This window comes from Azonexus sp. (assembly GCF_049652925.1).
Classification (GTDB): domain Bacteria; phylum Pseudomonadota; class Gammaproteobacteria; order Burkholderiales; family Rhodocyclaceae; genus Azonexus.
Window position 1 is genome coordinate 49,778 of the sequence record NZ_JBASFI010000034.1, and the last position, 15,739, is coordinate 65,516.

Here is a 15,739-nt window from a genome sequence, read left to right on the forward strand (position 1 = left end):
GATCCCGGGAGTTGTCCTGCATGCTGAATATCCTGCGTTTTCCCCTCTTGCTTGCCGTACTTGCGCTGAGCCTTCCGGCGGCTGCGGTCGACCGCGAAAAAGGCAAGGAAATCAACGGTACTTGCGCCGCCTGCCACAGCGACAACGGCCAGGGCGGCAAGAAGGGCGAGTACCCACGCATCGCCGGTCAGCAGGTCAAATACATCGAAAGCCAGTTGAAGAATTTTCGCGCGCGGACGCGGGTCAATATCCCGATGTTCCCCTACACGCAGGAGCGCGAGCTGTCCGATGAAGATATCAAGGACATTTCCGCCTATCTGGCCGGTATCGAGCTCGATACCAAAATGCCAACCTACAAAGGTACGGAGGACGCGCTGACCAGGCTGCTGATGGCCGAAAAGGTGATGATCATCCCGCGCGCCGAGGGCGATCTGGCCCATGGCGAGAAGCTTTATCAGAAGCAGTGCGCCGCCTGTCACGGCAAGACCGGCAAGGGCCGCGGCATGTTCCCGATGCTCGTCGGCCAGTACACCAATTATCTGCAGCGTCAGGTCGATCTCTACCTCAAGGGCGACCGGCCGCATGACGAAGAGGGCACCGTCGGTTTGCTCAATGCCCTCAAGCCGCAGGATATCCAGGACATCCTGGCCTATCTCACGTCGATACAGGAGCCGAAAGAATGAAACGTCTTGCCCTGACCCTGATGACTTCGCTGGCCGCTTCTGGCGCCATCGCCCACGGCCACCCCGGACCGATCGATGACAGCATGCCGGATGCCCAGCGCATCCGCTTCTGCGAACGCGTCCGCGACCACGCGCTGCAGGCTTTCTACAGCCGCGACAAAGGCCGGCCGATGAAACTCTTCGACGAAGACGGCAGCGATGGCGCGCGCATCACCAATCACATCATCCGGCGAATCTACGAAGAGCCGCAGATTTCCAGCCCGAAAAAGGCTGAAACCTTTGGCCGGGCGACCTGCAATGAAATGATGGGGACGAAGCAGCCTTCAGAGTAGGAAGGGGATGAAGCGCTTGGTCCGCTGCATGTAGTTGGCGTAGGCGTCGCCGAAATAGGCCAGGCATTCGCGCTCGTCGGTAACGGCGGTCAGCCACAGCGAAATGGATGCGACACCGGCGATGAGCGTGCCGATCATGCTCGGGTCCTGGAAGTAGGCACCCCAGGCCAGCGCCAGCAAGGACGAGTACATCGGATGGCGGATGTAGCCGAAGATGCCATGCGACACTACCTGCGTCGTTTTCTCGAATTCGTAGAACGAGCCATCATCACGCTGGGCATTGGCTGCGCCATGGCGGGTCAGTGTGCGTGCCCCGGCGATGACCAGGAACATGCTGAGCAGCATCAGCATCCAAGATGTGAATTGGTGCGGCGAGTACGGATCTTCGCCCCACACGCCGTGGTTGAGCACAATCAGTCCGAGGATGGCTTCCCAGGCAAAGAAGCGGTAGAAACCGTGGCTACCCGGTTTGAGCAGGGCTTTTCGCGAAAGCCAGATGACGATGCCGGAGCCGGCGAGGAAGGTGATCAGATCGTTCATGTCAGTTCGAGAATGAGGCGGTAAGGGCCGCGATCATGTAGCCGTGGTCGAGAACACCGGCGCTTTCGCGGATGCTGTGCATGGCCCACATCGGCGAGCCGACATCGACGCTGGGGATACCGAGGCGCGAGGCGACGATGGGGCCAATGGTGCTGCCGCAACCAAGGTCGGTGCGGTGGGCGTATTGCTGGCAGGGCACGCCGGCTTTTTCGCAGATGGCCATGAAGCGGGCCGCCGTCTCGGCGCTGGTGCTGTAGCGCTGGTTGGCGTTGCTCTTGATGACCGGACCAGCGTTGACCAGCGCGTGGTGGCTGGGCTCGTAGGCGGCTGGGAAATTGGGGTGCCAGCCGTGCGCCATGTCGGCGCTGATGAAGAAACTCCGCGCCAGCATGCGACGCTGATCTTCGCTATCGAGGCCGGCGCTGGTGGCCAGTCGGGCGATGACATCCTGCACGAAGCTGCCACCGGCGCCCGTGGCGCTCTCGCTACCGACTTCCTCGTGGTCGAAGAAGGCGCACAGGCACGTGGCGGCTGGCTCGCTGGTGGCGAGCAGGGCGCTCAGCGCAGCGTGGCAGGAGGCCAAGTTGTCGAGCTGGCTATTGGCAACGAACTCACGGTCAACGCCCCAAAAGGCGCCTTTTTGCGTGTCGTAGGCGTTGAGTTCCCAGGTCAGCAGGTCGCCCGGCTCGACACCGAGTTCGGCAGCGATCGGCTGGCGGAAGCGCGCTTCGGCCTTCGTGTCATCTTCGGAAACGCCGAGCAGCAAGGGCAGTTCGGTCTGCTTGTTGAATTTCAGGCCATTCTCGTTGACCTCGCGATTCATGTGAATGGCGAGGTTGGGCAGGCGCAGCAGCGGGTCGGCAAAGCGCACCAGCCGAGTTTCGAAGCCGCCCGGCACGCGGACATTGACGCGCCCGGCCAGCGACAGGTCACGGTCGGCGAAGGTGGCGAGGATGGGACCGCCATAGACTTCGACGCCGAGGCGCACCATGCCGGCGGCGTCTTCAGCCGGCTTCGGCTTGAGGCGCAGGCCTGGTGAATCGGTATGGGCGCCAATCAGGCGCAGGCCGGTCGTCGCCGCTGGCTGGCTACCGACGACGAAGGCGATGATCGATGAACCGCCGCGTACAACGTAGTGGCGGCCGCCGGCAGTCAACGTCCAGCGGTCCGACTCTTCCAGCCGGCAGAAACCGGCCGCGGTCAGTCGCCCTTCGCAGGTCTGGACGGCGTGCCAGGGGCTGGGGCTGGCGTCGATGAAATCGAGCAGGTCCTGCGCCTGAGCGCGGGTAGCGGCGGGAATGTTCATGGTTTCTTGAGTTTCAGCAATTCGATCAACTGTCGGGCAACCCGATCATCATAAAGCATCGCGATGTGTCCGACTGCCGGCAGTTCTACATCGCGGGCGCCGGGCAGGCGCTGGTTGTCCTGCGGCATGACGTAATTGTCGTAGGCATTGCGCAGGCTGACGGCGGGAATCTTGATGGTCTCGGTGGCCATGTCGCGCAGCCACAAGGAGCCGGGTGTCATCTCGCGGGAATTCTGGCCGAAGCCGATTTTGCTCAAAAGACTTCCTGCGTGCGGCGTGGCCAAGGTAAATAAGCGGTCGACGCGTTCGATGCCGTGGCGGGCCAGATAGGAGCGGCAAATAAGGCCGCCCATGCTGTGCGCGACGAGGGTTACCTGCTTGCTGCCGGTGTCGGCGCAGACTTCCTCGATGCGCTGGGTAAGGAGCGGCACCAGCTTACCCATGCTGGTATAGGGCGGCGCCAGGCTGACCGTGGCAACGCTGTGGCCGGCTGCTTCGAGGCGACGACGGAGCAGCCACCAGACACCGCGACTGCAGCCGTAGCCATGGACGAGCAGGATCGGTTTGTGGCCGGGGAGCAGGCGGTCGGCCGGCATCCACAGGCGCTCGAAGGGGATGACGAGCAGAAAGGTGAGCAGGAAGGCGAAGTATTCGCCAGCCATGATCCGGAAGCGTTTGCCAAAGCCAAGTGCCGGGGCCGGCGAGGCGAATTTCATGCCGAAGAACCAGGTTGTCGCGTTCATCCAGAAACGCAGGCCAAGCAGGCAGTTGATCGCTCCGATGATGGCCAGCGGCCAGTCGAGGTGCATGACATGGCGGCCGATGTAAAGGTAGCCGCTGACTTCCAGCACGATCCAGATAAACAGCGAAATAGGGACCATGTCGGGTTCAGGCCGCTTCGGCGTCAGGCTTGGGCAGCCACAGGCAGGCGCCTTTGGATTCCTTGTTGATGGCAGCGAGAACCAGCTCGTGTTCGACCAGTTCCTCGGGTGAAGCGCGGCGAACGGTGAGCGGCTTGCGCTCGCGGACCAGACCGTCGGCGCCGATGTTCGGGCGCGGTGCGGCGTCGGGCTCGATCATCAGCGAGTTCTGGCCACGCGTCATGGCCAGGAATACTTCAGCTAGCAGCTCGGTGTCGAGCAGGGCGCCGTGCAGGGTGCGGCTGGAGTTGTCGATTTCGTAGCGTTCGCACAGCGCATCGAGGCTGTTGCGTTTGCCGGGGTGCAGATCCTTGGCCATGCGCAGGGTGTCGGTCACCTTGCCGCAGATGGTGCCGACCGGCACGCGGCCGAGGCGGTCGAGTTCGGCGTTGAGGAAGCCGATGTCGAAGGGCGCGTTGTGGATGATCAGTTCGGCGCCGTTGATGAATTCGAGAAACTCGTCGGCGATGTCAGCAAATTTCGGCTTGTCGGCGAGGAATTCAAGCGTGATGCCGTGCACCGCCTGGGCGCCTTCGTCGATTTCGCGTTCCGGGTTGAGGTATTTGTGCAGATGGTGGCCGGTGAAGCGGCGGTTGACCATCTCGATGCAAGCCACTTCGATGATGCGGTGGCCCGAGCGGGGGTCGAGGCCGGTGGTTTCGGTGTCGAGGACGATCTGTCTCATGCTGCTTCCCTGTTTCTCAATTCATCGATGCCGCGATTGGCCAGGGCATCGGCCCGTTCGTTTTCCGGATGGCCGGCATGGCCCTTGACCCAGATCCATTCGAGCTTGTGCAGCCGGACCTGAGCGTCGAGCAGTTGCCACAGGTCGGCGTTCTTGACTGGCTTCTTGTCGGCGGTTTTCCAGCCGTTTTTCTTCCAGCCGTGAATCCACTCGTTGATGCCCTTCATGACGTACTGCGAGTCGGTGAAGATTTTGCCGCCGATGGGCCGCTTGAGCGCCTCGATGGCGCGGATGGCAGCGGTCAGTTCCATGCGGTTGTTGGTCGTTTCCTTCTCGCCGCCCCACAGTTCCTTCTCGTGCTGGCCGAGGCGCAGGATGGCGCCCCAGCCGCCGGGGCCGGGATTGCCCTTGCAGGCACCATCGGTAAATATTTCAACGATTTCTTCAGCGGCCATGGCCTTCCTTTTGAGCGATCGGGCGCAGCGCCTTGGCGCGCACCGACTTGTTTCGCCAGTTGGGGGTGATCAGGTGCATGCCGTGTACGCGTTTGATGGCGCGTAGCACGTAGACGCCGCCGGAGAAATTCCACCAGCGGTTGCCGGCCGTTTCGATGAACTGCCAGCGTTGCACCCATTTGAGTTGTTCGACCGGCGGGATGTAACAGCCGAACTGGCCACGGTCGACTTCAAAACTGAGCAATTTTAGCCAATCCTTGAGGCGATTCAACGACAGGTAGCTGCCGTTCCACGGAAACTCGCCGCTACCGTCGAATTTTCGTTTCATGCCCCACAGTGACAGCGGATTGAAACCGATGATGATGACCTGTCCCTCGGGAATCAGGATGCGCTCGACTTCGCGCAATATCTGGTGCGGCTCGTCGCTGAATTCGAGGACATGCGGCAGGACGACGAGGTCGGTGCTGAGCGAGGCAAAGGGCAGGGCGGCGCAGTTGCAGAGCAGGTCGACCGCGCCGTATTCGCCGGCCTTGAGGCGCAGTGGGATGCGGTTGGCGCGCAGGAAGTCGCCCTGCGGCAGGCCGAGTTGCAGGGCATGGAAACCGAACACATCGGGCACGGCCGCGTCGACCTGGCGCTGTTCCCAGTCCAGCACATATCGGCCGGCGGCGGTAGACAGCCAGGCATCGAGCCCGGGAATTGACATCCGGGGCGCGGCGCTCGATAGTTCCGGTATGTTTGAAATTTCGCTCATTCCCGCGTTCAAGGATAATTACATCTGGTTGCTGACCCGCGGCAAGCGTGCCGTCGTCGTCGATCCTGGCGATGCAGCTCCGGTCATCGCCCGTCTGGAGGCCGACGATCTGACACTGGAGGGCATCCTGATCACGCATCACCATGCCGATCACCAGGGTGGCGTCGCCGAACTGAAAGCGCGCTGGCCAGTCGAGGTTCATGCACCGGCCAATGAGTCTATCACAGGCTGCACACGTCCACTTTCAGGCGGCGAGCGGATCGATGTGCTGGGCCAGATGGTCAATGTCATGGCCGTTCCCGGGCACACGCTCGGACATCTGGCCTACCTGGCGCCGGGCGTGCTGCTCTGTGGCGATACGCTGTTCGGCGCCGGCTGCGGGCGCCTGTTTGAAGGCACGCCGGAACAGATGTCGGCCTCGCTCGACAGCATTGCCGCCCTGCCGGACGACACCCTGATCTATTGCGCCCACGAATACACTGAGATGAACCTGCGTTTTGCCCTGGCCGTCGAGCCGGAAAATGCGGCCTTGCAGGCCCGCGTGGCGAAGGTTGCAGCGCTGCGGGCGGCGGGCCTGCCCAGTGTGCCGTTGACGCTTGGTGAAGAGAAGGCGACCAACCCTTTCCTGCGCTGCGCCGAGCTGGCGGTCATTGCCGCCGCCGAAAAGCGGGATTCCACGGTCAACCGGAAAAAAGCCTCAATTTTCAAAACCATTCGCAGCTGGCGAAACGACTTTTAGGGCGTCGCCCTACGGCTTGGCCTGACGAACGCGGTTGCTGACCTTTTCCAGCGTATCAAGCACGCGGGCCGCATTGAAGGGCTTTATGATGAAGCCGCTGGCGCCGTTCATGATCGATTCCTGAACGGTTTCCGGATCGGAATTGCTGGTCACCATGACGACTTCGGTTGCCGGGTTGGCTACCTTGATTTCGCACAGCGCCTCGATACCGCTTTTCTCCGGCATCATGACGTCCATGCAGACGATGTCCGGCTTCATGCGATCGACGACATCGATGGCAGCTTGCCCGTTGCGGGCCTCACCGACGACGTCGTATTCCTCGCCGCGCAGCATGGCGCGCAGAATGCTGCGCATCATGTCGTTGTCGTCAGCGATGACGATGGAGATGCGTCGTCTGGCCACTAGGTTTCGTCTGCCCGGCAGATGCGATCGCGGCCGCCATGCTTGGCATGGAGCAGCGCCTTGCTGGCTGCCTGGATAAGGTCATCCGGCGGGTTGTCGAACCCGGGCGCAGCCGAGGCGAGGCCGATGCTCAGGGTGACCGTCCCGCCTGGTGAGGAGGCGTGCTGGATATTGAGTTCGCGGATGGCGTTGCGGATTTTTTCAGCCACCATCAGCGCGCCGCTGATCGTCGTTTCGGGCAGGACGACCGCGAATTCCTCGCCGCCATAGCGGGCCACGATGTCGGAAGGACGTTCGGTGTGCTGGCGAATCGCCTTTGCTACCTTGCGCAGGCACTCATCGCCGGCCTGATTGCCGTAGGTGTCGTTGTATAACTTGAAGTAGTCGATATCGCACATCATCATGGCGATGCTGTTCGAGTGACGGCGTGCCCGGCGCCATTCGATTGAAATCGCCTCGTCGAAATAACGCCGGTTGGCGACACCGGTTAACGCGTCGCTGGACGAAATGCGCACCAGTTCCTGGTTGGCGGCATCGAGTTTGCGCGTCAGGGCAATCAGCGACGAGCGCATCAGCACGATGTGCTGCATGGCGCGGATTTTCGCACCGAGCACGATCTCGCTGACCGGCTTGAGCAGGTAATCGTCACCACCGGCAGTAATGCCGTTTTCGATGCTGCTTTCATCGCTCTCGGCGGACAGGAAAATGATCGGCGTCCACTCGCCCGGGCCTTCCATTGCCCGAATACGCTGGGCGACCAGAAAACCGTCCATGTCGGGCAGAATGACATCGAGCAAGACCAGATCAGGGCGGGTTCTGGCGTATTTCTCCAGCGCCTCCTCGCCGCTTCCGGCGGAAAACGTCGTCGCACCAAATTTCTCCACATGCTGGATCGGCAGGTGGAGGTTGGAGCGGCTGTCTTCGACGACAAGAATTTTCATGGTTTCTGCCGGGATTCGATCAACGCAGTCTAGCGGCAATATCGATTGAAGAAAACCAGCGCAGCAATCGAAATGCTGATGGCCGTGACAGCCCAGCCGATTCCCCAATACAGCGCGCGGCTGGCTTGATAGTGCGCAGCACGTTGCTTGAACTGGAAATAACGCTGAAATTCGCCAAGGGTCAGCAGGGCGGTAAGCATGAAAAAAATCATGCCACAGAACATGAAAATGATGATGCCGTTGGTCAGCTCACGACAGGCTCCGGCCGTGCGGTTGAGATAGAGCAGGATGCCGTCTGTGCGGAAGGCGAAGCCGCCGATTAAAAAAGCAAATCCGGCAAAAAGAGTGATCAATCCGATGACCAGCCAAGTCTGCCAACGCTTGAGTTGCTCAACTAACCTGGATATTTCTTCGATGAACCATTTCATGTGTTTTTGCTGATATTTCTGGTGTGGCGGTGTGCTAAATTTGGCGGATATAAAACAAGAAGGGCAGATTATCATGGCCGAGTCGACTGCAAGCAATTCCGCAACAATGTTACGCCTGACCGGGGCGCTGAAATCACCGCGCAGCCAGCGAATTGGAAAATGGCTGGCGGGCATTTTTGTGGTTTTCGGCGTGCTTGGTTTTTTCGCTGCGCCGCCACTGCTCAAATCCGTTTTGCAGAAACAGCTGTCGGAGCAGCTGCATCGCGAAGTCAGCATTGAAAACATAGACATAAACCCATACGGCTTGTCGGCGAAGATCAGCGGTTTTTCGATCAAGGCCGAGGGCAGCAAGGAAGTGGCCGGTTTCGACGAACTTTTCGTCAATCTTTCGTCGGCCTCCATTTTCAAACTGGCTGCCGTCGTCGATGAGGTTCGTCTGCAGGGGCTGAGGGTTGCCGTGTCGCGAGTTGCCGAGGGGCGTTACGACATCTCCGATCTGCTCGATGAATGGATGAAGCCCAAGGACGAGCCGGAGTCGGGCACGCCGCGCTTTTCGGTGAACAATATCCAGTTGATCAGCGGCAAGATCGTTTTTGATGACCAGCCCAAGGGCAAGGTGCACACGATCAGCGACATCAACCTGGCGTTGCCCTTTGTTTCCAGCCTGCCCTACCACACCGAGGTTCTGGTCAATCCATCGTTTTCAGCCACGATAAACGGCTCAGCTGTGGCCTTGACCGGGGACAGCAAACCGTTTTCGGAGACCCACGAAAGCCGGCTCAACCTTGATCTGGACCGCTTCGACCTGGCTGGCCTGCAACCCTACATGCCTGATTCGCTGCCTTTCCGGCTTACCTCGGGAACGCTTGATTCAGAACTGAAGGCGATGTTCAAGGAAGTTTCGGACAAGGTTTACTCCGTTTCGGTCGTTGGGGCCGTCCATGTTTCCGGGCTGGCGTTGACCGAAAGCGAAGGTCAGCCGCTGCTTGGCTGGAAGCGGCTGGATATTGAACTCGACAATGCCGACCCGATCAACAGCAAGGTTGCCGTCAAACGGGTCGGACTCGATGGCCTTGATGTCTCACTGGCGGTCAACAAGCAGGGTGAATTCAATGTCATGCGGGTTGCTGACAGGCTGGCCAAGCCGGCCGCGGCAACGCCGGACCCGCAGCCGGCGCCGGCCAAACCATTTGAGTGGTCACTCGGCGAGTTCGCCCTGACCAACGGTCTGATCCGCTGGCAGGATGAGTCCAATCTGACCCCGGTGGCCGGCGAGGTGCGTAATCTGCTGGTTAGTGTCGGCAAGGTCGATAGCAAGTTGGTCGAGCCGATTGAAATCGGCGAAGTCAGTTATCAGGTCGATCTCGGCGAGCGTTTCCGCGTCGAGAAAATGGACATCAAGGGCATCAGGGTCGATCTCCCGGCCCATCGAATCGACATCGCCGAGTTTGTAAATAGCGGTACGCGCGCTCGCATGTTGCGCAACAAGGCTGGCAAGATCGAATGGGTCAGCTCGCCGATACTGAAAACCATCCGGGCGACCGACGCACAGGTCAAGGATGAAAAACCGTGGATTGGCAAGGTTGGCAAGTTGGCCGTTGAAGACCTTGGTTTTCGCTTCGAGGATCGCTCGCTGGAACAGGTCGCGGTGCAGGAAATCGAGGGATTCAATCTGCTTGGCCAGGAGCTGACCAATGAGCCGAACAAGAAGGGGGCGATTTCACTGAAGAGCAAGGTTAACAAGAAGGGAAGTCTGAGTGTCGATGGCAGCCTGCAGGTCTACCCGCTCGACGTGGCGGTCAAGGTCGAGACGGTTGCAATTTCGCTACTTCCGCTGGAACCCTATTTCGGCCAGTTCCTGAATATTTCGTTGACGCGGGGTCAGGTTTCGAACAAGGGCGAAGCGACGGCCAAGCTCGATACGGCAGGCCTCAAGGCCGGCTACAAGGGCTCCTTCACTCTCGGCGACTTTGTTGCGGTGGACAAGCTGAACAGCGCCGATTTCCTCAAGTGGAAGTCGTTGTATTTCGGCGGTATCGATTTCCGCCTGGAGCCAATGGCCATCAACATTGGTGAGATTGCGCTTACCGACTACTTCTCCCGGCTCATCCTGAACAAGGAGGGCAAGCTCAATGTCGCCGATATCGTCAAGAAGCCGGAAGGCGAGGCGGCTAAAAATGAAGAACCAAAGCCGGAAACGAAGGTAGCGACCAAGGATGCGACGCCGGCCAAACAGCCGATCCCGATCAAGATCGGCAAGATCACCCTGCAGAATGGTACGGTCAATTTCTCCGACCTTTTCGTCAAACCGAACTACACGGTCAACGTGACCAAGCTCGGCGGACGGGTGACCAATCTCTCGTCAGCGGCCGATACCGTGGCGGACATGGAACTGCGCGGCAGGTACGCCAACTCGTCACCGGTTCAGATTCTGGCCAAGCTCAATCCACTGGCCGCGAAGTCCTATCTCGACCTCAAAGCGGAAGTCACGGGCGTCGATCTGGTCGGCTTCTCGCCCTATTCCGCCAAATATGCCGGCTATGCCATCGAGAAGGGGAAGCTGTCACTGATCGTCGCCTACAAGCTGGAGAACAACCAGTTGTCGGCTGAAAACCGGCTGTTCATCGACCAATTCACCTTTGGCGAGAAGATTGAAAGTGCCGACGCGACCAAGCTGCCGGTCAATCTGGCGTTGTCGTTACTCAAGAATAATCGTGGCGAGATCGACCTCAACTTGCCGATTTCCGGTTCGCTCGATGATCCGCAGTTCTCGATTGGCGGGCTGATTATCAAGGTCATCGTCAATCTGTTCGTCAAGGCCGTAACCTCGCCATTTGCACTGATCGGCTCGATGTTCGGCGGTGGCGATGAGCTGTCCAATGTCGAATTCGCGGCTGGCCGGGCCACGCTTAACGACGTCGCCGGCAAGAAGCTCGAAGTACTGGCCAAGGCGCTCAACGAACGCAATGCGCTGAAACTCGAAATTACTGGCCGGGCTGATCCTGTGGCCGACCGTGAGGGGGCCAAGCGTGCTGCTTTGGAGCGTGCCATGCAGGCCGAAAAACTCAAGGATCTGAAGAAGGCTGGCGAAGGAAAGTCGCTCGAAGAGATCGATATTGCACCGGCGGAACGGACTGCTTACCTGACCCGCGCCTACAAGGAAGCGAAGTTCCCGAAACCGCGCAACATGATCGGCTTGCAGAAGGAGTTGCCGGTTGAGGAAATGGAGAAGTTGATGCTGGCCAACCTGCCGGTCAGCGACGACGACATCAAGGCGCTGGCCGGGCGACGGGCCGAAGCGGTGCAAGGCTGGCTGGTTGACCAGGGCAAGGTGCCACCGGAGCGGGTATTCCTGTTGCCATCGAAGGTTGAGGCTGACGAAAAGGGCAAGGCCAGCCGTGTTGATTTTTCGCTGAAATGAGTCGCTGATGAGCGAAACGATGGGGCTGGCGCTGATCGTCGGCATCGTGGTCGTTATCCTGTTGCAGGCGGCGCTGTTGCTACGCGGCAATCGGAGCCAGGATGAAGAGCGCTTTCGGGTGCAGCAGGAGGCTCAGGAAAAGGGCTTGATGCGTCTTGAGCGCGAACTGCGCGAGGAACTGGCGCGCGGTCGGCGCGAGGTGGGCGAGGAAGCCTTCCGCGATCGCGAGGAACGGGCTCAGTCGTCCAATTTGCTGGGCCAGACGCTGACCACACAGGTCGTCCAGTTTGGCGCAGCACAGGCCGAACGGCTGGAAGCTTTTGCCCGTGAGCTGAATCGCTTTTCGCTGGGCTTGGATGAGCGTTTCGAGCGTTTGAAAATTGCCGTCGAATCCCGGTTGACCGCAATACAGGCCGACAACGCGGTAAAACTTGAAGAAATGCGGCGGACGGTCGATGAAAAGCTGCACGCAACGCTTGAGCAACGTCTCGGCGAGTCCTTCAAGCTGGTCAGCGACCGGCTCGAACAGGTGCATCGCGGCCTCGGCGAAATGCAGACGCTGGCCGCCGGCGTTGGCGACCTCAAGCGCGTGCTGACCAATGTCAAGACCCGTGGCACCTGGGGCGAGGTGCAGCTCTCGGCGCTGCTCGAACAGTTGCTGACGGCCGAGCAATTCGGCAGCAACGTGGCGACAAAGCCGGGCAGCAACGAACGTGTTGATTTCGCCATCCGCCTGCCGGGCAAGGATGACGGTGCCGTGGTCTGGTTACCGATCGATGCCAAGTACCCGATCGAGGATTACCAGCGCCTGCTCGATGCGCAGGATCGTGGTGATCCGGCCGGGGTCGAGGAGGCTTCGCGGGCCATCGAAATCCGCCTGAAGAACGAGGCGAAAAGCATCCACGAAAAATACGTCTCGCCTCCGCACACCACCGATTTTGCCTTGCTCTACCTACCGCTCGAAGGTCTTTACGCTGAGGCATTGCGCCGACCGGGCCTGGCCGAAACCCTGCAGCGCGACTGGCGGGTCAGCCTGACCGGGCCGACGACGCTGGCAGCGATGCTCAACAGCCTGCAGATGGGCTTCCGTACGCTGGCCATCGAGCAGCGTTCGGCCGAAGTGTGGGCCGTGCTCGGCGCCGTGAAGACCGAGTTCAGCAAGTTTGGCGAGGCGCTGGCCCATACGAAGAAAAAGCTGGACGAGGCGAGCAACAGCATCAGCAAGGCGGAAACGCGGACGCGGCAATTGACGCGCCGTTTGAAGGAAGTCGAGGCGCTGCCGGTGGCAGAGGCCGAACAATTGATAGGTGTGGCGGATTTTGATGGCGAAGACGAGTGAACTTGAGGCCGCCTACATGGCGACGACTTACCGGGTTTTCCTGCCTGGAGGTGTTTGTGATCTGCGTATCGGGCAGCCCTGCGAGACGCTGCGGTGCTGGCTTGAAACGGCCGGCAGCACCGAGTTTGCCCTGATCACGGCGCACAATCCTGGCGGTCTGCGGGCTGATGATGCGCTCAACGCCGAGAGTCAGTCGCAACTGGAGTGCGAGTTGCTGGAAGGCAACTACGAGCCATATGCAGCGCAGCACGAGGCCGATGACGATGGTTGGGCGACCGAGGAGAGCTGTTTCGTGCCGGACATTTCCCGCGAGGACGCCTGCGCCCTGGCTGCCGATTTTGGCCAGAATGCCGTCGTCTGCGGCGGTGCCGATGCCGTACCCCACCTTGTCTGGATAGAAGATAGCGAACAATGAGCAGAAAAATCGGCCGTTTTGAGGTTCGTGGGGAGTTGGGTCGGGGCGCCCAAAGCGTCGTCCATCTCGGCTACGATCCGCAGTTGCAGCGCGAAATTGCCATCAAGACCCTGCATTTCGCGACGCCCGATCCTGAGCACAAGGGCATGCTGCTCGGCGAAGCCCGCACGGTCAGCCGGATGCGCCATCCGAGCATCGTGCCGATTTTTGAAGCGGGCGAGCAGGACGGCGATCTGTATCTCGTCTTCGAATACGTGCCGGGCAAGAGTCTGGCCGAGTTCCTGCGGCAGAGCGGCGCATTGCCGCCGGTCAAGGCAATTTCGATCCTCCGGCCGATCCTTGACGCGGTCGCCTATGCCCACGGACAGGGCATCATCCACCGTGATTTGAAACCGTCGAACATCCTGCTTGACGACAACGGTACGCCGCGCGTCATGGACTTCGGCATCGCAGCGCGGGTCGACGCGTCTAGCGACCCGAATGACAGGATTACCGGCACGCCAGCCTATATGGCACCCGAGTACATTCTGCGGCGCGAGATCAGCGAGCGTTCGGATGTCTTCTCCACCGGCCTTGTTCTCTTCGAAATGCTCACCGGGCGCCGTGCGGTGGTCGCCGATAGCACCGGCGCGGCCATGCAACGTCTGGCCGGCGAAGACATCAAGCTGCCACAGGATGCTGCGGTCGACGAGCAATTAAGCGCCATTTTGCACAAGGCGCTGGCGCGCGATCCGCTGCTGCGTTTTCAGACAGCGGCCCAGTTTGGCGAGGCGCTGGACAACTACCTGGACCCTGAAGAAGATCTTGCTGCCGGTTCTGGTGGCCGGCAGGCAACACTGGAGTTCCTGTTGCGCCGGATGCGCCACAAGAGCGATTTTCCGGCGCTCTCCGAGTCGGTCAGTGCCATCAACAAGATCGCCAACAGCGAGACGGAGAGCATCGACAAGCTGTCGAACACCATCCTCAAGGATTTCGCGCTGACCAACAAGTTGTTGCGCCTAGTTAATTCGGCCTATTTCAGGCAGGCCGGCGGCGGCAGTATCAGTACCGTGTCACGCGCCGTGATCGTGCTCGGCTTCGAGGCCGTGCGCAACATCGCCATTACCGTCCTGCTCTTCGATCACCTGCAAAACAAGGCCAACGCCAACCAGCTCAAGGAAGATTTTCTGCGCGCCAACATGGCCGGCGTGCTGGCCAAGGATATCGGGGCGACCGCGCATATGCGCGATCTGGAGCAGTCCTTCATCTGCTCGCTGTTCCACAGCCTGGGGCGTTTGCTGTCGCAGTATTATTTCCCGGAAGACGCCGAAGAAATTCGCCGCGTCATGGCGCAAAAGAACTGCAGCGAGGACATCGCGGCGAAACAGGTGCTTGGCATCTCCTTCGAGGAGATCGGCATCGCCATTGCCAAACTCTGGGGATTCCCGCCGCTGATCGTTTCGTCAATGCGGCGCTTGCCGACCGGTACGGTCAAGAAGGCAGTCGATCAGGAAGATCGCCTGCGCACGCTGTCCGGCTTTTCCAACGAATTGTGCGACGTCATCGCGCTCGCTACTCCGGAGCTCAGAGACCGCGAGTTGAAGAAGACCATGGCGCGCTTTGCCGACGCGGTGGCGCTGGGCCAGAACGACGTGATGCAGACCGTGCAGCGAGCAGTCGAAGAGGTTGCCGATTTTGCCCGGATCATTCACCTCAATCTTCAACAGACCACCTTCGGCAAGCAGATGCGCCTGTTCGCCGAAGCCGGCGCGGTCGACAAGCGTTCCGCTGACGACCCGAATGGCAGCGATTTTGCCGACGGTACGGTCATCGGCGAGAGCGATCCGCTAGGTGGTGTCGGGGGCGGTCCTGGCGCGCCAGAGGTCGATGCACAGTCAGTTCTGACGGCCGGCATCCAGGACATAAGCAATACGCTGATCGACGGCTTCCAACTCAACGACATCCTGCGCATCATTCTCGAAACGATGTACCGGGCGATGGGCTTCAAGCGTGTCGTGCTCTGTATCCGCGACGCCAAGGCCGGCGTCATGCAGGGGCGCTTCGGCTTCGGGCCGGATGCCAACGAGGTCGCCAAGGCTTTCCGCTTTCCGCTGAGTTTTACCCCGGATATCTTCCATGCCGCGACATCGAAGGGCGTTGATTTGCTGATCAGCGACATCAATGATCCGAAGATTGCGGGCCGTATTCCCGACTGGTATCGCAAAGCTGTACCGGCCAACTCCTTCGTGCTGTTCCCGCTTAATATCAAGGGGAACTCAGTGGCGCTGATTTATGCTGACCGCGATGAGCCGGGGGGGATTTCGATTCCCGAAAAGGAATTGCAGTTGCTGAGGACGCTGCGGAATCAGGCGATTCTGGCGATCAAGCAGGGGTCGTGAA

General features: G+C 60.2%; 16 protein-coding genes. 7 read left to right on the forward strand and 9 right to left on the reverse strand.

What is annotated here, in order from left to right:
* Positions 1–20: 20 nt before the first annotated feature.
* Together WBK19_RS16655 and WBK19_RS16660 are read left to right on the forward strand one after the other, a co-directional pair.
* The gene (locus tag WBK19_RS16655; RefSeq protein WP_511291712.1) at positions 21–683 is read left to right on the forward strand and encodes a c-type cytochrome; all 663 of its coding nucleotides are present in this window, start codon (positions 21–23) and stop codon (positions 681–683) included.
* Positions 680–1,015, forward strand: coding sequence for a hypothetical protein (locus WBK19_RS16660; RefSeq protein ID WP_511291714.1), 336 nt, complete (start codon positions 680–682; stop codon positions 1,013–1,015). The genes WBK19_RS16655 and WBK19_RS16660 overlap by 4 nt, the downstream gene beginning before the upstream one ends.
* Here the strand turns inward: WBK19_RS16660 and WBK19_RS16665 are convergent.
* From WBK19_RS16665 to WBK19_RS16690, 6 genes are read right to left on the reverse strand one after another with little or no spacing between them, the layout of a single operon-like run.
* Entirely contained in the window at positions 1,007–1,555 is a 549-nt protein-coding gene (locus tag WBK19_RS16665; protein WP_511291715.1) for a methyltransferase family protein, read from the reverse strand. The genes WBK19_RS16660 and WBK19_RS16665 overlap by 9 nt on opposite strands.
* Before the next feature lies 1 nt (position 1,556).
* Positions 1,557–2,861, reverse strand: a complete 1,305-nt coding sequence (locus WBK19_RS16670; RefSeq protein ID WP_511291717.1) for a M18 family aminopeptidase — start codon at positions 2,859–2,861, stop codon at positions 1,557–1,559.
* Positions 2,858–3,742, reverse strand: a complete 885-nt coding sequence (locus tag WBK19_RS16675) for an esterase/lipase family protein (protein WP_511291719.1) — start codon at positions 3,740–3,742, stop codon at positions 2,858–2,860. Before WBK19_RS16675 ends, WBK19_RS16670 begins: the two co-directional genes overlap by 4 nt.
* 7 nt (positions 3,743–3,749) lie before the next feature.
* Positions 3,750–4,466: a DNA polymerase III subunit epsilon gene (gene dnaQ, locus WBK19_RS16680; protein ID WP_511291721.1), complete on the reverse strand. Its 717-nt coding sequence runs from the start codon at positions 4,464–4,466 to the stop codon at positions 3,750–3,752.
* The gene (rnhA, locus tag WBK19_RS16685; RefSeq protein WP_511291723.1) at positions 4,463–4,921 is read right to left on the reverse strand and encodes a ribonuclease HI; all 459 of its coding nucleotides are present in this window, start codon (positions 4,919–4,921) and stop codon (positions 4,463–4,465) included. The genes dnaQ and rnhA overlap by 4 nt, the downstream gene beginning before the upstream one ends.
* Positions 4,911–5,627, reverse strand: coding sequence for a methyltransferase domain-containing protein (locus tag WBK19_RS16690; RefSeq protein WP_511291841.1), 717 nt, complete (start codon positions 5,625–5,627; stop codon positions 4,911–4,913). Before WBK19_RS16690 ends, rnhA begins: the two co-directional genes overlap by 11 nt.
* Positions 5,628–5,655: 28 nt before the next feature.
* On the opposite strand from WBK19_RS16690, the gene gloB reads away from it, so the two are divergent.
* Complete coding sequence (gloB, locus tag WBK19_RS16695) at positions 5,656–6,414, forward strand: hydroxyacylglutathione hydrolase (protein WP_511291725.1); 759 nt, start codon at positions 5,656–5,658, stop codon at positions 6,412–6,414.
* Positions 6,415–6,423: 9 nt separating this feature from the next.
* On the opposite strand, the gene WBK19_RS16700 is transcribed toward gloB, so the two are convergent.
* The 3 genes from WBK19_RS16700 to WBK19_RS16710 are packed head-to-tail and all read right to left on the reverse strand — an operon-like array spanning position 6,424 to position 8,185.
* Positions 6,424–6,816: a response regulator gene (locus tag WBK19_RS16700; protein WP_511291727.1), complete on the reverse strand. Its 393-nt coding sequence runs from the start codon at positions 6,814–6,816 to the stop codon at positions 6,424–6,426.
* Complete coding sequence (locus WBK19_RS16705) at positions 6,816–7,757, reverse strand: GGDEF domain-containing response regulator (protein WP_511291729.1); 942 nt, start codon at positions 7,755–7,757, stop codon at positions 6,816–6,818. The genes WBK19_RS16700 and WBK19_RS16705 overlap by 1 nt, the downstream gene beginning before the upstream one ends.
* A gap of 29 nt (positions 7,758–7,786) precedes the next feature.
* The gene (locus WBK19_RS16710; RefSeq protein WP_511291731.1) at positions 7,787–8,185 is read right to left on the reverse strand and encodes a hypothetical protein; all 399 of its coding nucleotides are present in this window, start codon (positions 8,183–8,185) and stop codon (positions 7,787–7,789) included.
* A gap of 73 nt (positions 8,186–8,258) precedes the next feature.
* On the opposite strand from WBK19_RS16710, the gene WBK19_RS16715 reads away from it, so the two are divergent.
* From WBK19_RS16715 to WBK19_RS16730, 4 genes are read left to right on the forward strand one after another with little or no spacing between them, the layout of a single operon-like run.
* Positions 8,259–11,606, forward strand: a complete 3,348-nt coding sequence (locus WBK19_RS16715; protein WP_511291733.1) for a DUF748 domain-containing protein — start codon at positions 8,259–8,261, stop codon at positions 11,604–11,606.
* A gap of 7 nt (positions 11,607–11,613) precedes the next feature.
* Positions 11,614–12,945: a DNA recombination protein RmuC gene (locus WBK19_RS16720; protein WP_511291735.1), complete on the forward strand. Its 1,332-nt coding sequence runs from the start codon at positions 11,614–11,616 to the stop codon at positions 12,943–12,945.
* Positions 12,929–13,360: a DUF3293 domain-containing protein gene (locus tag WBK19_RS16725; protein ID WP_511291737.1), complete on the forward strand. Its 432-nt coding sequence runs from the start codon at positions 12,929–12,931 to the stop codon at positions 13,358–13,360. The genes WBK19_RS16720 and WBK19_RS16725 overlap by 17 nt, the downstream gene beginning before the upstream one ends.
* A complete protein-coding gene (locus WBK19_RS16730) occupies positions 13,357–15,738 on the forward strand; it encodes a protein kinase domain-containing protein (protein WP_511291739.1) in 2,382 nt (793 codons plus the stop codon). The genes WBK19_RS16725 and WBK19_RS16730 overlap by 4 nt, the downstream gene beginning before the upstream one ends.
* Position 15,739: the final 1 nt, after the last annotated feature.